Below are 17,338 nucleotides of genomic sequence, written 5' to 3' on the forward strand. Positions count from 1 at the left end.
TGTTGTAGCAGTGACGGTTACGGCGTAGCGGCACTGTCGATCGCTGCTCAGAGTGGCTGCGGGATCCTACTGATCGTGACCGCTGTGACGTTCTTTCCCCTGAGGAACAGTTTCCCCATCGTCTCGTAAGGGGAATATCCGCGCAGCGTGACGGTTCCGCCGCCTGCGTTCATCGCGCTGGTGACGATCTGCCTCATCTGTGGCAGTGCGACGTCGACCTCGACGTCGTCCACGCTGGTGGTGTTAACGATGGGGATGCTCTGTCCGCGCAACAAATCCCCAGCCACGGCAAGGTTGCTGCCCGATCGGGCGACCAACTCGATCGGATGTTTCGCGCCGTGGGATTGTCCGGTGTTTCGGATCTGGATGAATGCTCCGTCTGCACTGAATACTCGGGGCAGTACCGAGAGGAATCGGTCGAAATCGGATAGGTCTGCGATATCGAGATCCCAGCACCGCAAGCCGTCTGGCTCAGCGAGTGCATCGTCGAAATCGGGCATACCCGCTGTTTGAGCGTTGTGGATGACCGTCGTCGTGCCGTCAGAAATCTCAGTCTGGCAGGTGGAGTCGGTGACCGCTGCCGTCAAGGTCCATTGGTCTGCGCTCGATTTCAGCAGTTTCGCTGACGCGGCCAGTACTCCGATCCCCGTATACCCGATCGCCGCTCGCCGGCTTGTGCCGCCAATTGCGTTTAGCGTGACGGTCCCTGCGGAGTAGTCGCCGGCGACTGCGACAGAGATGGAGCCGTCGGCCGCAGTGCCAATACGGACATTCACAGCAGGTTTGGATCCTGTGGTCGCTGCGTGTGGCGCGAGAACGGCCAAAGCTTGTTTTAGTTCCGTCGGAGAAACTGCTGCTGTTGGTTGAGTATTGAGCAACTTCTCGTCTGACGAGTCGTGTTTGTTGGCACGCACTTTGAATTGACTGCCGAACCTAAGGAACCCATCGCTGTAGGTCAGCGCACTTCGGTCCGAACGTGAGCTTGAAGTCTCTACGATGGTCCGAATTTGGTTGTCCACGACCCACACGGGGGCAATGCGTTCGCGAGGACTCTTGGTCTCGTCTTGAGGTAACGCGGTCAGGACGGTCACCGAAGATCCCCAGGCATCTCGACCGGCGATTGTCAGGGTGTCTCCGTCGACGGCGATGGTGACGCCTTCGACTCTCTCAGGCAGCGCGTGGATCACCTTGATGGCGCCGACGACGGCCTTCGTGGAAATGGTGTTGGCTATGGACACGAAAGTCCCCTCGTGTTTGTAGTGCATTCTCCGATGGACTCAGGATCGCATAATGGCTTCCGGTCATGCGGCATACCGGCCCGTGTTCTCTGCGACCTAGATGCGTACGTTTGTGAAGCTCGGGTGCTGACTGCTACCGGCGGCGTTCAGATGGTGGCTTTCCACCATCCGCCGAAGTGCTCGGATTCCTTCGATGGCGCCAGGTCAGGTGCAATCACAACGAATCGTTCTATCGTTGGATACGTGGGTCCTCGTTGGCGTAGGTAGACCCTAGTGATGTTGTCGTCGACGACGGTTTCAGCGCTGGTTACGTTGGTGTCCAGCTGAGCCTCCCTGATCAGAGCTCGTGGATTCGACGATCTGCGGGAAGTGTTTCAAGGAAAGCCTTTTCGTTGGACAGCAACGCTGATTTCTACGTGCAGTCCATTCGAGTGCGCCAGGCTCGAATGGACTGCGCTCAATGGCACCGACTTGATCGGCCGGCGCAGGCCTGCGATACAGCCGATGTTTTGGCCGTGGGTCAGAGAGTCGTGATCCAGCACTCGACTGCGAGGCGGGCTGCTTCCTCCAAGTCTGAGAGTGGGACGATGACCTGGGCGTCAAGGTGTTCGGTGCGGTCGAAGCCGCCATCGGTCCGGCGAACACTCACTGCGGATCGGATTTCGGCAGTTGCCGAATCACCGCCGTCGGAGCTCAACTGCAGGTAAGGGCAGAATCCGGGATGGTCGTTCGATAGGTACAGCTCACGTCGATCTTCGGAGACGCTGAGGTCCAGGTCATCTGCGTCGCCATTGCTGTCGTTGGCGTACGCGATGAATGCCTTGGCGAAGGCCTCCGGGATTTCGGTCACTGTCATGGTCACTCCTGGTGTCATCGTGGGGTTAGGTGAGTGCCTGCGCACCGCATTCAGCGATGCGGGCAAGGCGATGTTGCTGGTCTCCGATACCTCGAGTTCCAGCCAAAGGGGTGCGGGCATTCGGCCAAACGGATTGCGCGATACGGGTGTAGCTGCGGCCACCGAGGACGACGACGTTGCGATGATCGAAGAGCCCTTGATCGATTGCCTGAGCTTCGAGAGCATCTGCGGTGATCGATCCGGGGCTACCCATCCGCAAGTCGTACGGCTCCACTATCGCGTCGAGGGCGAGAAGACCGTGGAGCGCTGAGAGGATTCTGATCGACTCTGGGCTGGTCAGCGCCCGTGCAGCTTTGAGCCCGAGCCGGTGGTATCCGCTTCGATACATTTCGCCTGCAGGTGATGCGACGGCGGACTTTACGGCGCCGCAGGGAACCACCACCAGTGGTGATCCGTCGGCGACGACTGGGGTGATGTCGGCTGCACCGGCTCGTTCCGTTGTCTCGACTTCGAGGTCGTGCGCGATATGTTCCGCGATGGTCCAGTTCAGCCAGTGCCAGCCTTCGCACTTGGCCAGTGCACCCTGATATCCGGCACGAAACGCTGCCGTCTCGAATGGTGCGGTCCACAAAAGCAATTGGGTGTTCGGCAGAGTCATTTCGATACGGTCATGGGGCCGGAAGATTCTGGTGTGCACAGGTCCAATTGCCAATGGGATCCCTGCATGTCGGCCTCCGGTCTTCGGACCGATACCGGGCACTGACACGACGAGTCCGACGTCGTTGATCAGCGCTGCTCCTGGTGTTGGCGCTGTGAGTGTGGGGTCGTCGTATCTATATTTCGCAGTAAAGAGTGCCATCGGTGCGTCCGCCCGTGATATTGGTTCGTGCAATGTGCTTGCACCTGTCCTCAACACGCTATGGACGGGGTGGAAGTGTTGCGGCACGGATGGATTCGCTCGCGCGGCATTGAATCTGAGGAGCAGGTTCGGGTTCAGTCGAGCTGATGTCTTTACGTGCCGCACCTCCCACCCAGCCCGGTCAGTCTGGGGTTACTCGATCGACTCGGATCGAGTCAGGACCTCGACGACCGAGGCGCCCCCTCTGAAGAATTGGATGATTGCGATGCCTAACGCCTCCCACACGCCGACAGCAGAGCACTTCGCTTGGCTACCTGAGCAGGTCCAGTCAAGTCGATCCGACCCCTTCTCTGCGGCTCAGGCATTTCACGAAGAGATTGACGGGCTACCTGAACCTCGCGACTGGTCGGATCGACGGTTCTGGGGCGGTGGGCTCGCCCTCGTGGCTGTTGGAGTGCTCGGCCGCCTGGACATGATCCGTTGGGAGTGGCCAGCATTGCACTAACTCAGGGCGCCTGCCCGGTGTGGGTTACTGGGCTGCACGCCGGATTCCTGCTGCATGCCGCCAGGCTCTGGGCGAATCCCACAGGCCCAGTGTTCATGGCCGGTTTCGAGGGCAGACATCGCCCGAGAATGCCCAGCGGTTGAGGTCTACCTGCGACTCGTACTGCTTGCGCGGTGTATCCCTTGTCTCGTGCTCACGGCGTGTGTGATGACGCTACTGGAGCGATGTCGGAAGTCCTCGAGTTTCGCGAATCAGGCATGATGTTGGGAAGGTCTTTGGGGCAGGAAAGGCCTTGTTCGCACCACCGGACAGCGTCGCGGTTGGCGCGGATGGATCTGGTCCTTCAGAGGAAACCGACGCAGGGGGTCGTGATGGGTAAGGCGAAGAGTAAGAGGAAAGTTGTTGTGCGGGAGGCACCTCCGAAGCACACTCCGGGAGCTCAGCTGCGACATGGACTCGCGGTTCGGCAGCGAGCAGATATGGCGTTGTCGACGGGACAGCTGAAGCCAGCGCAGATGCCGTTGTTGTTGGATGCGTTCGACGAGGCAGCTACGCCGGTCATGAAGCATCTGGAACCATTTGCTTTCTCGGTGTGGGAGTTGCGTAGTTTCCGCGCGTCGGGAGTTGTCGGCCCGACGTTGAATGGGTTGAGCAAATTCTATGGACAGCCAGTGGAGGTGCTCTCTGCGAACCCTGAGCGATATCTCGGGTTCAAGGGTGCTCTGGCCTTGTCTGACGAAGCAGTGGACGAGCAGGAGATAATCGTCATCTATTGCGGGTATCGGTGCACAAGCGGAGCAACATTGGACCGGCACGCTTACTTTGCCTCCGAGGAAATGACGGCGCTGATCCTGGCGGGAAGTGAGGGCTCAGCGGAAGTCGGTGTCACGATCGCTGATCTGCCCTCACCTTCTGGTGTCGCCTATCTGACGCAATCGGAGGGCGATCTGGTGTTGCTGTGGAACACCGTCGATGATCTGCTCTCGGTTCAGTTGGTGCCGACTACAGGGGCTCAGGACTTCATTGTGAATCAGGGTGAGATTCGGGAGGGCTGGGGATACAGGTTCGGCGATTACAAGTATCTGCCTATCCCAACTGCCGAGGCGGAATTGAGTTCTCCTGAAAGTGATTCCCCGCCGTCGCTTCAGAATATCGGCGGGTACACCCCAGGGATGCCCGATGACGCTCCGGATTGGTCCCGAAAGGGTATCTATCAGGGCTGGAGTTCTGAGCAGATATTGGCCGTATTTCTCTCGTTCACGCACATGCTTCGACAGGGAGCGTTGGTGGACTCGTCCACGATTCGCACCGCGAAGTCGTCATTGAGTGGGCGGCGTCGTCAGCCGGGGTTGGTGACGTATTTGTCGTATCGATCTCGCAGTGGCGCCCGCGCAACCGGTGACGATGGAGCACCGTCGCGGGTGTATTCGCACCGGTGGACAGTTCGGGGCCATTGGAAGCGGCAGTGGTACCCGAGTGAGCAGCGGCATCACCCGATCTGGATCTCGACGTACATCGCGGGGCCGGAAGGTGCGCCGATCAAAACGTCCGACAAGGTGACTCTCCTTTGACGGGCGGTGCTGCCTACATAGCCGTGCTCATCGTGGTTGAAGGGGCCAAGGAGTCGGAGGAGAACTATGCGTCTCAAGGATGAGCATCCGAAGTTGTTTCGTCAGCTGCATCCCACTCGCAATGCAGGGATTGATCTTGGTTCAGTAACGAACTCGTCGAACGACATGGTGTGGTGGATCTGCCCGGCCGGCCACGAATGGCGAGAGACCCCGTTGCAACGTCGTTCGGACATGGTGTGGAAGCAGGGCGACATTTACGCGTGCTTGTACTGCGTAGCCCCTGGTTGCACGGTGAACAGTTGCGGGCATCGCCGGTTTCAATCCGGCAAGGACTCCATCTTTCGGGTGCTCGGGCATCCCTGTGACAAGTGTGAGATCACCGAGCATGCCCGCCGCATCCTTGACGCTCACGCTGACGATGTGCCAGCTGCGATCGGTGTTCTCGAGAACAGCGCGTTGTACGCGTTGTTCTGTAGCCGGGGCTCCGAGGTCGTTGAATGGTGGGAGCACATTTTCCCGCTGGTAGAAGGGTATTTCGTTCGGATGCTCTGTTTGTACGTCGCGATCGACAAGGTGCAGTTCCGACAGCAGCGAAAGTGGACGGAATCAGCGGTGCTCGGTGCGTGCATGCTCCGAATCATCAAGGTACTACCGCAGAGTTGTCAGAAGGCGATGTATTCGGCTGTACCGGCGGATGCTGGGCACTTCCGTCAGAACTATATGCCTGACGTCTATCCGCACGAGATCAAGTGGGCGTTGAAGAAGGCTGGGTTCGATATCCTGGACACGCCATTGGGTAGCGATATCAAAGATCGGGTGCAATTCCTTGAGCAACAGCGCTTTTCCGCGAACGGTGAGATGCCGCCTGTGCATCTCAAGGACAGGCACTACCCCACGTTCGACCACGTTTCCTTCGACCGAGAAAAGGGCGCGTCCGCGACGCTGCAACATTTCCGGCCGATGGAGTTTTCGCCGCGAATTACGGCGGTGCGACTGACGCTGGGCGAATCCACACCTGCCGCCATGGACGATCCTCTCGGACGGAGCTACATCGGGTATGCGCCGGACCTCTCACCGGAAGAGCTGTGGGAGCGGGCGCGCGGGCTGTGGAAGCTGCGCGCTGACTACGTCGCGGCGTCATCGACCGCCTTGGTTGTCTTCGACCGAAAGGTCGTATTGGTCGCTTCGATCTCCGGTGCGTCTTTTCATCGTGACGCTCTGGCCATTGTCGGCGCCCCGAAATCGGATCACCCGCTGATCGGGCGTCCGGATCCGCTACACACGCCGAACCCTTTGGCTCACGGCACGTTCGATCAAGGCCAGGTGTCGTGACGAGGAGCACCAATACTCGACGTCTCGATGGCGGCGCGTTTTCGGACGTACGCCGAACAGGTGACGTTGGGTCTTTGTTGCAGTTTCTGCTCGCGACCCAACCCATCGGTGAAGTGCAGGTCGTTGACGGATGTAGCGAGATTCGTCAGCATGTTCGATCGCATCCGTTGCCGGCGAGCCGTGGCGACGATGCGGCGTGGGCGCAGTCGGCGGCAGCCGTGATGGAGAAGCCGCAGCGGGCGAGATCAGGCTTGAAGTCGTCACCGCGTGGACCGAAGTCGCCGGTGCAGTCATGGACGGCTGTTCTCAATGTCTCCGCGGATGCTCTTGTCGGAGCGGGCGGTGACGTGTCGGTGCTATCGACTGCCGTGATGAGCCGACTCGGTATCGCCTCTGATGATGGTTCATGGAGGTGGATCGCGTTGTCCTTCCCTGTTGTCGGAAGGTTTGTGCAGCGGGTTCAGCTGGCAGCGACACCACTCGATAGTCGTGATCCGACGTGGAGTCTGCTCGGCCACGAGAGATGGGCGCCGCGTGTAGCTGCGACCGTCGTGGCGGATGCTCAGCGAGGGTTTCTGCTCTGACGTTCCTGCACAACGGATCCGGGCGGTCGAGCGTGTAGTGCTTGCAGGGTTAAACGAGCGGTAACGGATATCGAACGATGGTCCGCCGTGCGCTTGTGGCGTGGGCGGAGCATCATTTTGCCGTATCCGTCCTTCCCACCGACTACTGCTCGGTGCGTCGAAGGTACTTGGGCCGTATGTAATTCAGGAATTCGCGGACAGCTTGCAGTGGCGGGCGAACGAGCGTGCATCACCGGCGAAACTCCGCTCCGCCTGGGCCTCTGCTTCGAGGCTTCTACTGCGACCTCGGCCGCTTTTCAGCGCAGAGTTACTCTCTCCGGCGCTATTTCCAGATGGTTGACGACAGCAATTGCGTTCGGTCGATCGGGAGTAGACCGTCGTCGTTCCTACGAAGCTTGGTGTAGACCTCGCGCATACTTCCCTTGTCCGGGAGATAGATGCCTCCAGCCGCCTTCTCCAGGATGGTGACCGTATTCACCAGGGCGATCCCTCCGACAGGCTTTCCCATTTGACGAAGTCGGTCCAAACGCCGGATCTCCGTCGTTGCCAAAGCAGCGCCGCCTTGATCGTCGATGATCACTGTGACTTGGTGCCCGGCTTCGGCGTGGACCACCGCGTGCGCGACAACCATGGTTTCACCGAGATCCTTTGCTGTCGCCAATCGTTGATTCCACGGTTGCTGGCTGATGCGGCTCAGTGCGGCAACAAGCTCGGGCGTCGGATCATCGGGAAGCACGTCCAGAAATTTTGGGGGAATCTTGTTCCAGACTCTCTCCACCTGGGCGAAGCGCCGGTCCTTCCCGGACTTCGACTTACTGAGCACTTCGTTGCGGACCGTTTCCGGAGTGCTGATCGGGCCCGTCGTCGCGAGCAGCAGCCGTTCTTTGTTAATGGCGAGAAAGTTCAGTGCCGGTCCGGCGTCAATTATCGGCCGTACTGTCATCCGGCAGGATCCTCGTCACTGTCGTCGTCCTCCCAGTCGGTGAAGTCGACATCGACTGTGGGGAGCGCAGCGGCGGAGGCCCATTCCGTCTGATGTTCGATGGGAGTGATTCCGTCTTCGTTGAGGCTCTCGACGACATCGCCGACGGGGATTCCACGGAGTGTGGCCAAAGTTTGTGCGGGCACGACGTTCTCGATGTATCCATCGATCGCCCGAGCCAACAGTTTTTGCGGCGCTCGACGTGTGTCGGACTGTGTTTGAAGTGATTCGTACTGGTCAGCCCACCCAAACCGTGCTGCTATCTGCGGTGTGGTCATCGCCATCCATTGGTCTTTGGTGGGTGAGTCGATGCAGCCTGCTTGGTGCATCGCGATAGCCGCCACCGCCGGAGACACACCGAAAAGCTGAACGCAGGTCGAGAGTGTCCTGAGGTCAGCTGATGCGCCACCGACAATTTGCTTCACACCGGCGACCGGGATCAGCAGGTGCCGAGCGAAGGCATCCGCCCGGATCTCATGGGGCGGGCGGTTGTCACCGGTGTCCTCGATGGCCCAGTCGCCGAACACTACGTGCGCTAGCTCGTGAGCCAATGTGGTGCGTTGACGCATAGGGTTTTTGGTTCGAGCTACGGCAATGAACACTGCGTCACGCGCGCTGTCACGCATTGTGAGTCCGTGTTCGTCCCGACCACCGTCGAGTACTGCGACGTCATTGCCTGTCGTCTGCTCGATGAGCGCGACGAGGTCGGCGAGTGGCTGGTTGCCGAGCCCATGCTCGCGGCGAAACTCCGCCGCTGCATCGCGGCCTTCGATTTCTGGGTTCACAGGCAAACGCCGATGCCCTGGTCTTCGAGGTAGGCGTCGAGTTCGAGGAAATGGATCAGCTGCTCGCGCATCTGCTCCATGTTCGCACCGTTGGTGGCCCTGGCCGCGTACTGGACGCGGTCGGCAACCGTAGAAGTGCCTGTCAGCTCCGCCAAGGTGCAGCCGGTGGCCATGGAGATGGCGAGTAGTTCGTTCGCTTTTGCCGGCCGGGCGTCGGTGATGATTCGCGAGAGGGTCGACTGCGAGATGCCGGCCTCCTCGGCTAGCTTGCGCTGGCTCGGGATGTTGGCGGCGAGCCTCGCCTTCTCGATCCGTGTGCCGGTCGAGGGTGTGGTCATGACAGATACCCTCCTGAATCAGTTTGTCGATGTTTGATTCAGTGTAGATGTGTCGAGGTCATCCGGGCAATAGTGACCTTCGACAACTTGTGGACGAACCCCCAATAACGAGTGCCAAACACTCGCGCTCAGCACCCGTTCGGCCGTTCACAAGCCGCCGGACAGTGCCCACAGAAACTCCGAAATTGAACGCCTCGGAGGTTGGACCAGCCACTCGCCCGGCGTTCAACGGCAGGGGTCAGCGTTCGATCAACTCGATCGGATGGTCGAGATCGTATTCACCGATATAAGCAAATACGCGATCATCTTCGGGGCCACTGCCTTCAACGTCGATGAAACCGATGTCGGCGTCAATGCCCTCGGCATCTGCCCTACGAATGATGACGTGGAGACCGGCGTCATTGGCATCCAATCCGATCTGCCGAACTTCGACCTCCATTTCCCGCTTGTCCCCCATCGTCGACCGGAGCCGGATGAGGGAACCAATCATTCGGCCACTGAGGTCAGCGATCTGCAAGGCCTTCACAGATTGTTCGATCTTCTTACGTGCCATGCCTTTGGCCTCCTTCGCTTGGACTGCGGCTTCCGCCGCCCAGGCATCACTCTCACGCGCTCACGGCGCGAGTGCGGCACTCAACCAGCGCCCGACCGTCGAGAATCGATGACGAGAGTTCACCGAAACATGCTGGAGAATAGTGAATCTCAGATCTCGACCTCAGCGATCTGAGATTCGAAATGATCGAGCACCACAATCCGCGCCGATGTGCCGTTGTCGATCAAACGCTCCGCAATCGCCGCAGCAAACGCGGTGGCGCAGCCGGCTGCTGCCCCAGCCACAGTGCCCGACACATCGACGACGTGCGCAACGTCGAGCAACCCGAGGGCCGGAACCTCGCCAAGCAATCGCAGCTCGCGCGTGAATTCGTCGTCGGGTCCGGCCCCAATCACGGCTCGCACCGTGTGCGTGGACAACACATCCCCTCCGTCGGAAGTCTCGGTGACGGTGACCTGGGCTTCGTCCGCCAAGTGGAGGGACAAAGGAGTTCGGCGGATCGGCAAATCAGCGCACAGACTGTCCGGCCGCGGGCTGTCCCTGCGTGTACCAGCCAACTTCGATTGAACGATGATCTGCATGTTGAGCCTCCAACGAATCGTGCGGGTTCACGATGAGCCCGCGATGACTCGACAGTGCGCGTACGGCTCGCGTTGTGCGGCACCACCTTCTGCGTGCCGACCGAAACATTGATGGTGCAACGTCGGGATCGTCTTGCCAGTGCCTCGGACAGGTTGTAGTTCGTCGCAGGCTCCCCACTGTTGGTCCTTTTGTTGGAGACAGCCTGGTCCACGCTGCCTGCGGCGACGATCAGATATTCAAGCACGCACTAAGCTGATGGTTCTGACCATGGAACGGAGAGAGCTCATGTCCTCACGGGTTTCCCTCGCCGAGCGACTGCAGGTCTTGTTTCGGGTATGGCACCCAGCTAACGAGAGCGAAGAAACGTCGACGGACGCTGCTGCAGCGATCAGCGCTGCTGGACACCAGGTATCAGCTGAACAGATCGACGCCCTGCGATCTGGTGCTCAGACCGAAGCGGATCCAGATTTGCTTACAGCGATCGCCGTGCACTTCCGGACGCCCGCGAAGTATCTGCTCGATGACGATATTCAGGATCTGCACGAACAACTGCTGCTCCTCGAGCAGTTCCGGATGCGGAAAGTGCAGAGCATTCAGCTTCGAGGAGAACGCACTGATGCCGACCGCAGGGCGTTGCTGCGGGTGCTCGGAGAGGGTTCGGATAGCCCCTCAGCGGCCAGCTGAGGTTCCTTGTCAGGGGATCTGCGCGTGTTCCTGTTCGCTGATGCTCGATTGTCGGAGGCGGCCGGCTAGGGACCAGTGCTGGGCGATGAGCATCATGGTTGCGATCGCAGATTCGGTGTCGTCAGGGGCGGCCGGTGCAGTGGCAATCGGAGCCTTTTCATCGAGTGGGCTGAGACCGCGTTTACGTCGTTCAATGGCGTTCTGCAGCTGAGCTGCCTGATAGACCGCAATCGCTTGTGTCGGTGTGAGTCCTAGCTGGGCGAGTTGATCGTCCCAACGTCCGTCGTTGATGGGTTCTGCGTAGTGGTTGAGTCGTTGGACAACGTCGAAAACCTCGCTGGTCACCCTCAGCTGACGTTGACTGTCAGTGAGTGTCCGCCGGTCTCGGATTGTTCCGAATACGAGATCGGGTTCCGTCCGTGTGATCGTCTTCCACAGTCGGTGGATTCTGAACTGGTCCCACAGTTCCCGCCGCATGTCCGAGCGAAAAAATGGGAGCCCTGACAGGGTGACGGCGACGAGCATCATTACGGCGAATAGCCACCCGTTGGAGTTCGATTTCGCTTCGACAAGTCGTTCTCCTTTGCCGCTTCCAGTCAGGATGGCGACTGCCAGCATCTGCAACGATTCGACCAGCATGGACACGAAGAACACGATTACGCCGATCACGGTTACTTTCGTGGATGCGGTTCGGATCCGTTTCCAGCTTCGGAGATAGTCCAGGGTTACCCGGCCTAGTCCGTACGCGGTGAATGCGGCGTAGATCGCGAAGTAGGCCACTGCTTGCCAACCGCCGGTGAGTTCGACTGTTGTTTCTGCGGCGCGTGCTGGCGCCGAGAGGACGAGCAGGAGCACCCCGAGTGTGGTCGCGATGCAATAGAGGGTCGGTTGCTTCCAGTGGGGTTCGGTGGGATCCCAGGAGTTGTAGACGCCGACGAGGGCTGCCACCGACCACAGGATCAGGATGTGTACGAGTGTTCGGGTGAGCGTCGGCCCGAGTATCGGGTTGAGAACTGACGCGACGGTGGGGTCTTTCAGGGTGAGCGCGATGCACGCGAAGGTCAGTGCGTGGGTTAGTCGAACGTCGTAGTTGTTGAACCTCAGCAGTGTTGACCGCGCTGCCAGCACCGACCACACGAATAGAAGGATGAGCGCGTGTAGGGGGGCGGGGATTGTGTTGGTCATCCGTCTTCACCTCGGACGAATGTGTTGAGCATTCGTGTGTGGCGGGTGTCTTGGATATCCCGACTGCGCGATCGATGAGCAGTGTCGCGAGGTATTCAGCTTCGTATTCACTGCGAGCGGAGAAGCCGCTGCGTCCGAGTATCCCGCGGACCGCGTCGGGATCCAGGCCTGGTAGCCATGCGGACAGCCCTTCGATGTCGATCGACGTGGTTGGTGGCCCTGACTTGGCGGGAACTGGTATCTCGAGGTCGTGGTCGAGCAGCATGTGGCCGAGTTCGTGGCAGATGACGATATCGATGTGCCAGGACGGGGAGTCCTCTGGGTAAAGCAGGTAATCGGTTTCGTCAGAGCTGACCCACAGGCCGCATACTTTGCCTTCCATCACGTGTTGTGGCACTGGGGAGAGCACTATCGGGTGTCCGCGATCGTGTGCGATCTGTTCGACCAGTTTCCGGCTGTCCCAGGGATCGGGCAAGGTCAGGTTGTCGAGCGCTTTCCGCACTTTGCGTTTGGATGCCGTTCGAAACATGCTGCCACCATCGCCTTTCGAAGAACTGTGCGTTCCGTTCAATGCTTTCCCGAACCTGCGAGGGTGCGGGCGACTCGGTTTCGGATCGCGGCGTAGTCGAGGTCGGTTGCCATCTGGTGCACTGCGGACCGATCGTCAGGGTAGTGCCCCACAACGCAGACCGGCCGTCGGCACTGTGTACTTGTGCGGTAGCCGAAACGCTGGACAGGATCACCGTGGGATCGAGCATGACGGACGTGGCGACACTGTCGTGGGCGGTGTAGATCGGCTGCTCAGCGCCGTATGTGTTCGTGCAGTAAACGTGATAGTCCTCGGTGATGGTCTGAATGAAACGCGCAATATTCGATGTCGACGTGAGGGTTTGCAGATCTGCCCACCTCAGTCGTAGTCGGCCTGTGACGTCCATGCCTACCCAGGTCACTGGACCGGGTGTCGCAGCCACTGTCGCGGCGGCGGCTGGGTCGTGGTTGGTGTTGGTATCGCCTTTGGCGAGGAATTTCGGTTGCGCGGCGGCGACGATTTCGCGGCGATCGGCCGTGCCCATTCCGCCCATGATGGTCACTGATCTGAACTGCCGAAGGATCGTCGGATCGCGAGTGATAGCGGCTGCAATGTTGGTAAGCGGTGCAAGACACAGCAGGTCGACCTGGCCGGGTCGTTCGCGTCCTGTCCGGAGGATCTGGTCGACGGCGGTTTCGTCGCTCAGTCGAACAGAGGGTGGCGGCTGGAGTCCGCGACCGCCGAGCCCGTCGCTTCCGTGTGGGGATGGTGTCGTCGGTGCTGGCCCGGGCCGGGGGCTCCCTACGCATACCGGGATGTCGGTGCGGTTGACCGCAGCGAGGACTGTCAGCACGTTCTGAGCGGCCTGGTGTTCGGTGCAATTGCCGAAGACGGTGCCGATGCCTATGACGGACGTGTCTGGTGCGTTGAGGGCTGTCAGTATTGCGAGCGCGTCGTCGACTCCGGTGTCGGTATCGACGAGTACATGCCGTTCCGGGGTGTTCATTTCGGCGGTCACGCGGCCCCTCCCATGTCTGTGCGTTGGCGTCACGAATAGTAGTGACTTCGCTGATCAGATCATTGACGGCCGTCTGGTGATCGTCGGACAGCGTCGTCGCGGCGAAAGCGTCCACCGATCTGACACCCGCCGTAGGTGCCAGATCAGTGGAGGTGTCTAGCTGATCAAGAAGCAGTCCGGCACGATCCGGTCGGCCTCTGCCCACTCGTCTCGGACGTACATCCTTGCGCTTCGCAGGGCGCTCACGACTTCCTCGAAACCGTCGCTGTCTGCGAGTGCCAGCAGGATGTTCGCTATCGCGTCCGAAGCGGCCTCCGTCTCGCTCCTCGAATCCCCGAAAGAGCGTTCGGTGTCGAGAAGTTTGCGGCCCGTCCAGATCGCCCGTGTGAGGCACGTTTCGGAGCGTTCACCGATCTCGACGCTGATCCGTACCGGGCTGGTGACCGCGACCGCGCGGGCGGTCTGCTCGACCCACCCGGCTACTGCATCGCTTCCTTGTGCGATCACATCGTCGGGTACGAGGTATTCGACCCTGGTCGCGACCGCAGTTGCGGCGCGGCTCTCTCCGCCGACCACCATGCGGTGCGCATTCGACGTGAACTGTTCCGTCGACGGGAGCGTGACTAGCTCGCCCGCATCGACGCCGACCGTTGTATCCAGCATGTCGCCGTCGTTGACGACGAACCGGATCGACTGTCCTTGCGGTGCGTCGACACCGACCAGCAGTGTTCCGGGAGTGACGTTCGAGCGGTGGGCATAGATCTTTGCGTCGACGCCTTCGACTCGAGTTTCGATCAGCCCGTCGGTGTCGGTGTCGGTGTGGTCGGCACCCGTGCCCGGGGCCGAGTCGTGGCCGGGTGTGTCCTGCTCTGCGCTTCCGTGCGAGCCGGGGTTGTTGTCGTAGTCCATTTCGTTGTCTCCTAGATCGTCGGGAATCTGACGCTTTCGATTCCATCTCGTCGATCTGATCTGTGCGGCAACGGGTTTGAATATTCAATGCCCCGGCAGTGCACTCGATGAGGATCTGCCCACATCTAAATTTCCGGACAGCGAAACAGCTTTCACTACTTGCCCGACACAGGATGTCATGTCGGGCAAGTAGTCGAAGTCAGGCGACGATCCGGGGTTCTTTGCCGCTGTAGACGACCTTCAACTCAGTCCCTGATCCGAGACCGTCGGTGTGCGAGGTGAGTTCGTCCGCGTACTCCTCCAAGAACGTTTTGGGGAGGGTGATCTCATCGGAATCGCCGTCGCAGTAGTCGACTTCCACCTCATCGGAGAAGAAATATCCGTTTTCCCATAACTCCGTGGTGAACCTAACTCTCCGAAGGCCCTTTCGCTCTCCCTGCTCGCCCACAGCGACCTCGAGTTCATCGAACAACGACCGTGGGTCATCCACGCCCAAATCGAGTGCCAGAACCGGCGCGAGGAGCACTCCGATCTCCGCGAGGACCGCCCGGTCGCGGACGGATTCCCTGAGAAGGTCCCCAAAGTGGCCTTAGCCGCGCCACTCAATGCCTGTGTGTCACCCATGTCGATTCCTCCTGGACTGTTTCGTTGACAGACCCAGGATTAGGGTGCCGGCGCGAATGTGCGGCACCTTGAGTGTCTCGCCGCACCATCTTGCTTGTGCCCGGTTCCGTCGGACGGCTTCGGACAGGCTGCGCAATTGAGGCGTTGCCCGCCCCCTCTCCCCGGCGGGCAACACCTCAACTGTCCTGATCAGTGGTTCTGCGCACCAACCTGGTACACCTCCCACTTCACTCCCCCGGCATCGGCCCACTGCTCGAGTACGATGGCATCGTCTGCGGTCACATCGACAGCGCGCTCACCGAGCGCACCAGCATCGACCAGATTCTTGGCAGCCGCACGTGCCCATTCCGCAAGGATCGGGGTCGCTTCCGCCTCCGAACCCACCACCGCGACCTGGTCAAACATATTGTCATCATGGCCTTGCATCTGGACGACCCATGCTGCGGCGAGTGCATCATCGCCGTACACGATCTCGCCGGATTCTTTGCGAACCTGACCGCCAACTACGCGCAGTCGCCACCGATCGTAATCTTCGCTTTCGCAGGTGATTTCACCGTTAACATCGCTCTCCGCGAGAGCTGAAAGCACCGCGTCGATTTCTCCGGGATCGGAGTGAACCCCTTCCCCAGATACAGATACGATGTATCGACCACCGATCAGCGCATTCCACACCTCTGTGAAGTCGTCCGGATCTTCGGCCAAACCAAGGACTTTGGCCAACGCCCCAGCTATGACCGCACCCGCGTCTTCGTCTCCGTCGGGGGTCAGCCCGAGCGCGGAGATGTCTTGCAACTTGCCGACCGCGTAGGCCAGAGCGGCGCGCCCTTGATCGTTGTCCTGCACAGAAAAGTTCGCAGACGAATAGATGCCAGATCCCATGTCGTTCCTTCGCTTTCATTGACTACGAGTTGAGGTTCTGACGATTCCGTGTCGCTCACGAGTGCGCGTCACGGCATAGGTCGTCGGGTGGGCGGGCCTCGAAGTTGATCTGCACCAATCCGCCTGCCCACATTGCCTTCGAACTACGCGCATTGAGGACAGGGTCAGCCGCGTTGTCCACAGCTGAGCAATCTCCACCCAGGACAGCAGATGGGCGGTTACGACCGACCGAGAACACACGTTCGGCGGACCGAAGGCGAAACACCCTGTCCCACCGCCGATAGCGGCGGTGGGACAACCACTTCGGATCGCGATCAGTCTGGTACGACGATTCCGAGTTCCGCCAGAATCTGACGCGACGGCGCGAGTGCTTCCTCGAATTTCGTGGGGTGAATCTGCATATCGAGTGCGTACGCCACCATCAGGGCAAGAGAATGCTTGGGTGCTTCCCGCTGAGCTTCCTCGAGCGCCATACGCAACAGCGCTCCGTCGCATGCGAAGTAGGCGAGAACTGCGACAATCGTCGCAGCTTCGGCCCGTGCCGGTCCACAGACCCGACGCGTTACGTCCGCAAAGACAGCGCGTGCAGCCTCACGGCGCCCGGTCAGACCGATAGCCACTACCGCGTCGCGAACACGTTTGTTGAGCAAGCCGCCCGCCAGCTTCGCCACATCGGCGTCAGAGAGTGGGTGGCCGTTCATATGGCGGTCCATCGCGGCGAGAACAGCACGCACGGCCCGCGCCGCTCCTGCGTTGGATGGGGCCTTACCTGCAACGATATTGGCGCCTGTGGCAGTTACTTCGATTCGCAGTTCTTCACGGTCGCTGGCTACACCTCGACCTCGTTCGATCAACGAGTCCAGCGCGGCGGGACATGTAGTTGGGTCGTCGATAAGGCCCTCAGTCTTGCTGCTGTGGTCGATCCATCGCTCACCAAACGCGATCCGATCTACCTTGATCGTTGCCGTCACGTACATTCCGTCGGCCAGGCATGCCGCTGCGACAGCGTTCAAGGCGTCGTCTCGCCGAGAATTCACGCCGATTCCGATCAGTGCCACCATGTCTGCACGGTCGTCCTCGTGGCCCACCAGACTCGAAATATCGTGCTCAGCAGCGCGTATTGCTGCGTCGAAATCGATCCGCACAGCTGCCGCGAGAGCGCCCTTTGCGAGTCTGACCACGACCAGGCATTCGTCCGGGGTGAAACCGAAGAATGCCGGTACAGCGGTGACAAGTGCTCCCGCACCTCGGATCGCCGCATTGTTCTTGGCCACAGTCGCCATCTCGCTACCCCGTTTCTACGAACTCGCTGGTTGATTACGTTC

General features: G+C 60.1%; 18 protein-coding genes. 4 read left to right on the forward strand and 14 right to left on the reverse strand.

The features are described from left to right. Positions 1–47: 47 nt before the first annotated feature. The 3 genes from EHW12_RS30955 to EHW12_RS30965 all read right to left on the reverse strand — a co-directional run bounded on the left by EHW12_RS30955 (position 48) and on the right by EHW12_RS30965 (position 2,752). Positions 48–1,238, reverse strand: a complete 1,191-nt coding sequence (locus EHW12_RS30955; RefSeq protein ID WP_125053040.1) for a hypothetical protein — start codon at positions 1,236–1,238, stop codon at positions 48–50. Between the two features lie 520 nt (positions 1,239–1,758). After that, the gene (locus tag EHW12_RS30960) at positions 1,759–2,094 is read right to left on the reverse strand and encodes a hypothetical protein (protein ID WP_047269255.1); all 336 of its coding nucleotides are present in this window, start codon (positions 2,092–2,094) and stop codon (positions 1,759–1,761) included. Positions 2,095–2,119: 25 nt separating this feature from the next. Then, on the reverse strand, positions 2,120–2,752 hold the full coding sequence (locus tag EHW12_RS30965) for a YaaA family protein (protein ID WP_241199205.1): 633 nt from the start codon (positions 2,750–2,752) through the stop codon (positions 2,120–2,122). Between the two features lie 1,185 nt (positions 2,753–3,937). Between EHW12_RS30965 and EHW12_RS30970 the strand changes: the two genes are divergently transcribed. From EHW12_RS30970 to EHW12_RS30980, 3 genes are all read left to right on the forward strand, one after another. Then, on the forward strand, positions 3,938–5,029 hold the full coding sequence (locus EHW12_RS30970) for a hypothetical protein (protein ID WP_047269110.1): 1,092 nt from the start codon (positions 3,938–3,940) through the stop codon (positions 5,027–5,029). A gap of 66 nt (positions 5,030–5,095) precedes the next feature. Next, complete coding sequence (locus EHW12_RS30975) at positions 5,096–6,361, forward strand: zinc-ribbon domain-containing protein (RefSeq protein ID WP_125053044.1); 1,266 nt, start codon at positions 5,096–5,098, stop codon at positions 6,359–6,361. Then, on the forward strand, positions 6,358–6,945 hold the full coding sequence (locus EHW12_RS30980; protein WP_125053046.1) for a hypothetical protein: 588 nt from the start codon (positions 6,358–6,360) through the stop codon (positions 6,943–6,945). The genes EHW12_RS30975 and EHW12_RS30980 overlap by 4 nt, the downstream gene beginning before the upstream one ends. A gap of 322 nt (positions 6,946–7,267) precedes the next feature. On the opposite strand, the gene EHW12_RS30985 is transcribed toward EHW12_RS30980, so the two are convergent. From EHW12_RS30985 to EHW12_RS31005, 5 genes are all read right to left on the reverse strand, one after another. Then, complete coding sequence (locus EHW12_RS30985) at positions 7,268–7,888, reverse strand: PIN domain-containing protein (protein WP_047269112.1); 621 nt, start codon at positions 7,886–7,888, stop codon at positions 7,268–7,270. Further along, entirely contained in the window at positions 7,885–8,712 is an 828-nt protein-coding gene (locus EHW12_RS30990; protein ID WP_047269113.1) for an ImmA/IrrE family metallo-endopeptidase, read from the reverse strand. Before EHW12_RS30990 ends, EHW12_RS30985 begins: the two co-directional genes overlap by 4 nt. Beyond that, positions 8,709–9,050: a helix-turn-helix transcriptional regulator gene (locus tag EHW12_RS30995; protein WP_047269114.1), complete on the reverse strand. Its 342-nt coding sequence runs from the start codon at positions 9,048–9,050 to the stop codon at positions 8,709–8,711. Before EHW12_RS30995 ends, EHW12_RS30990 begins: the two co-directional genes overlap by 4 nt. Before the next feature lie 238 nt (positions 9,051–9,288). Beyond that, complete coding sequence (locus EHW12_RS31000; RefSeq protein ID WP_047269115.1) at positions 9,289–9,603, reverse strand: hypothetical protein; 315 nt, start codon at positions 9,601–9,603, stop codon at positions 9,289–9,291. A gap of 149 nt (positions 9,604–9,752) precedes the next feature. Next, positions 9,753–10,184 carry a hypothetical protein gene (locus EHW12_RS31005; RefSeq protein WP_047269116.1) on the reverse strand — a complete coding sequence of 144 codons (432 nt, stop codon included), beginning with the start codon at positions 10,182–10,184 and terminating at the stop codon, positions 9,753–9,755. Positions 10,185–10,470: 286 nt separating this feature from the next. On the opposite strand from EHW12_RS31005, the gene EHW12_RS31010 reads away from it, so the two are divergent. Next, positions 10,471–10,869: a hypothetical protein gene (locus EHW12_RS31010; RefSeq protein WP_125053049.1), complete on the forward strand. Its 399-nt coding sequence runs from the start codon at positions 10,471–10,473 to the stop codon at positions 10,867–10,869. A gap of 9 nt (positions 10,870–10,878) precedes the next feature. Here EHW12_RS31010 and EHW12_RS31015 read toward each other — a convergent pair whose 3' ends face one another. The 6 genes from EHW12_RS31015 to EHW12_RS31040 all read right to left on the reverse strand — a co-directional run bounded on the left by EHW12_RS31015 (position 10,879) and on the right by EHW12_RS31040 (position 17,296). Continuing rightward, positions 10,879–12,054 carry a DUF6545 domain-containing protein gene (locus tag EHW12_RS31015; protein ID WP_125053051.1) on the reverse strand — a complete coding sequence of 392 codons (1,176 nt, stop codon included), beginning with the start codon at positions 12,052–12,054 and terminating at the stop codon, positions 10,879–10,881. A 344-nt stretch (positions 12,055–12,398) separates the two neighbouring features. Continuing rightward, a complete protein-coding gene (locus EHW12_RS31020) occupies positions 12,399–13,601 on the reverse strand; it encodes a nucleoside hydrolase (protein WP_241199206.1) in 1,203 nt (400 codons plus the stop codon). A gap of 156 nt (positions 13,602–13,757) precedes the next feature. Further along, entirely contained in the window at positions 13,758–14,510 is a 753-nt protein-coding gene (locus EHW12_RS31025) for a hypothetical protein (RefSeq protein WP_125053053.1), read from the reverse strand. Positions 14,511–14,709: 199 nt separating this feature from the next. Further along, positions 14,710–15,036 carry a hypothetical protein gene (locus tag EHW12_RS31030; protein WP_125053055.1) on the reverse strand — a complete coding sequence of 109 codons (327 nt, stop codon included), beginning with the start codon at positions 15,034–15,036 and terminating at the stop codon, positions 14,710–14,712. Between the two features lie 287 nt (positions 15,037–15,323). Next, positions 15,324–16,013, reverse strand: a complete 690-nt coding sequence (locus EHW12_RS31035) for a hypothetical protein (protein ID WP_047269121.1) — start codon at positions 16,011–16,013, stop codon at positions 15,324–15,326. 314 nt (positions 16,014–16,327) lie between these two features. Further along, positions 16,328–17,296, reverse strand: coding sequence for a DUF4192 domain-containing protein (locus tag EHW12_RS31040; protein ID WP_047269122.1), 969 nt, complete (start codon positions 17,294–17,296; stop codon positions 16,328–16,330). Positions 17,297–17,338: the final 42 nt, after the last annotated feature.

It is taken from the genome of Rhodococcus sp. NJ-530 (assembly GCF_003860625.1).
Lineage (GTDB): Bacteria > Actinomycetota > Actinomycetes > Mycobacteriales > Mycobacteriaceae > Rhodococcus_F > Rhodococcus_F qingshengii.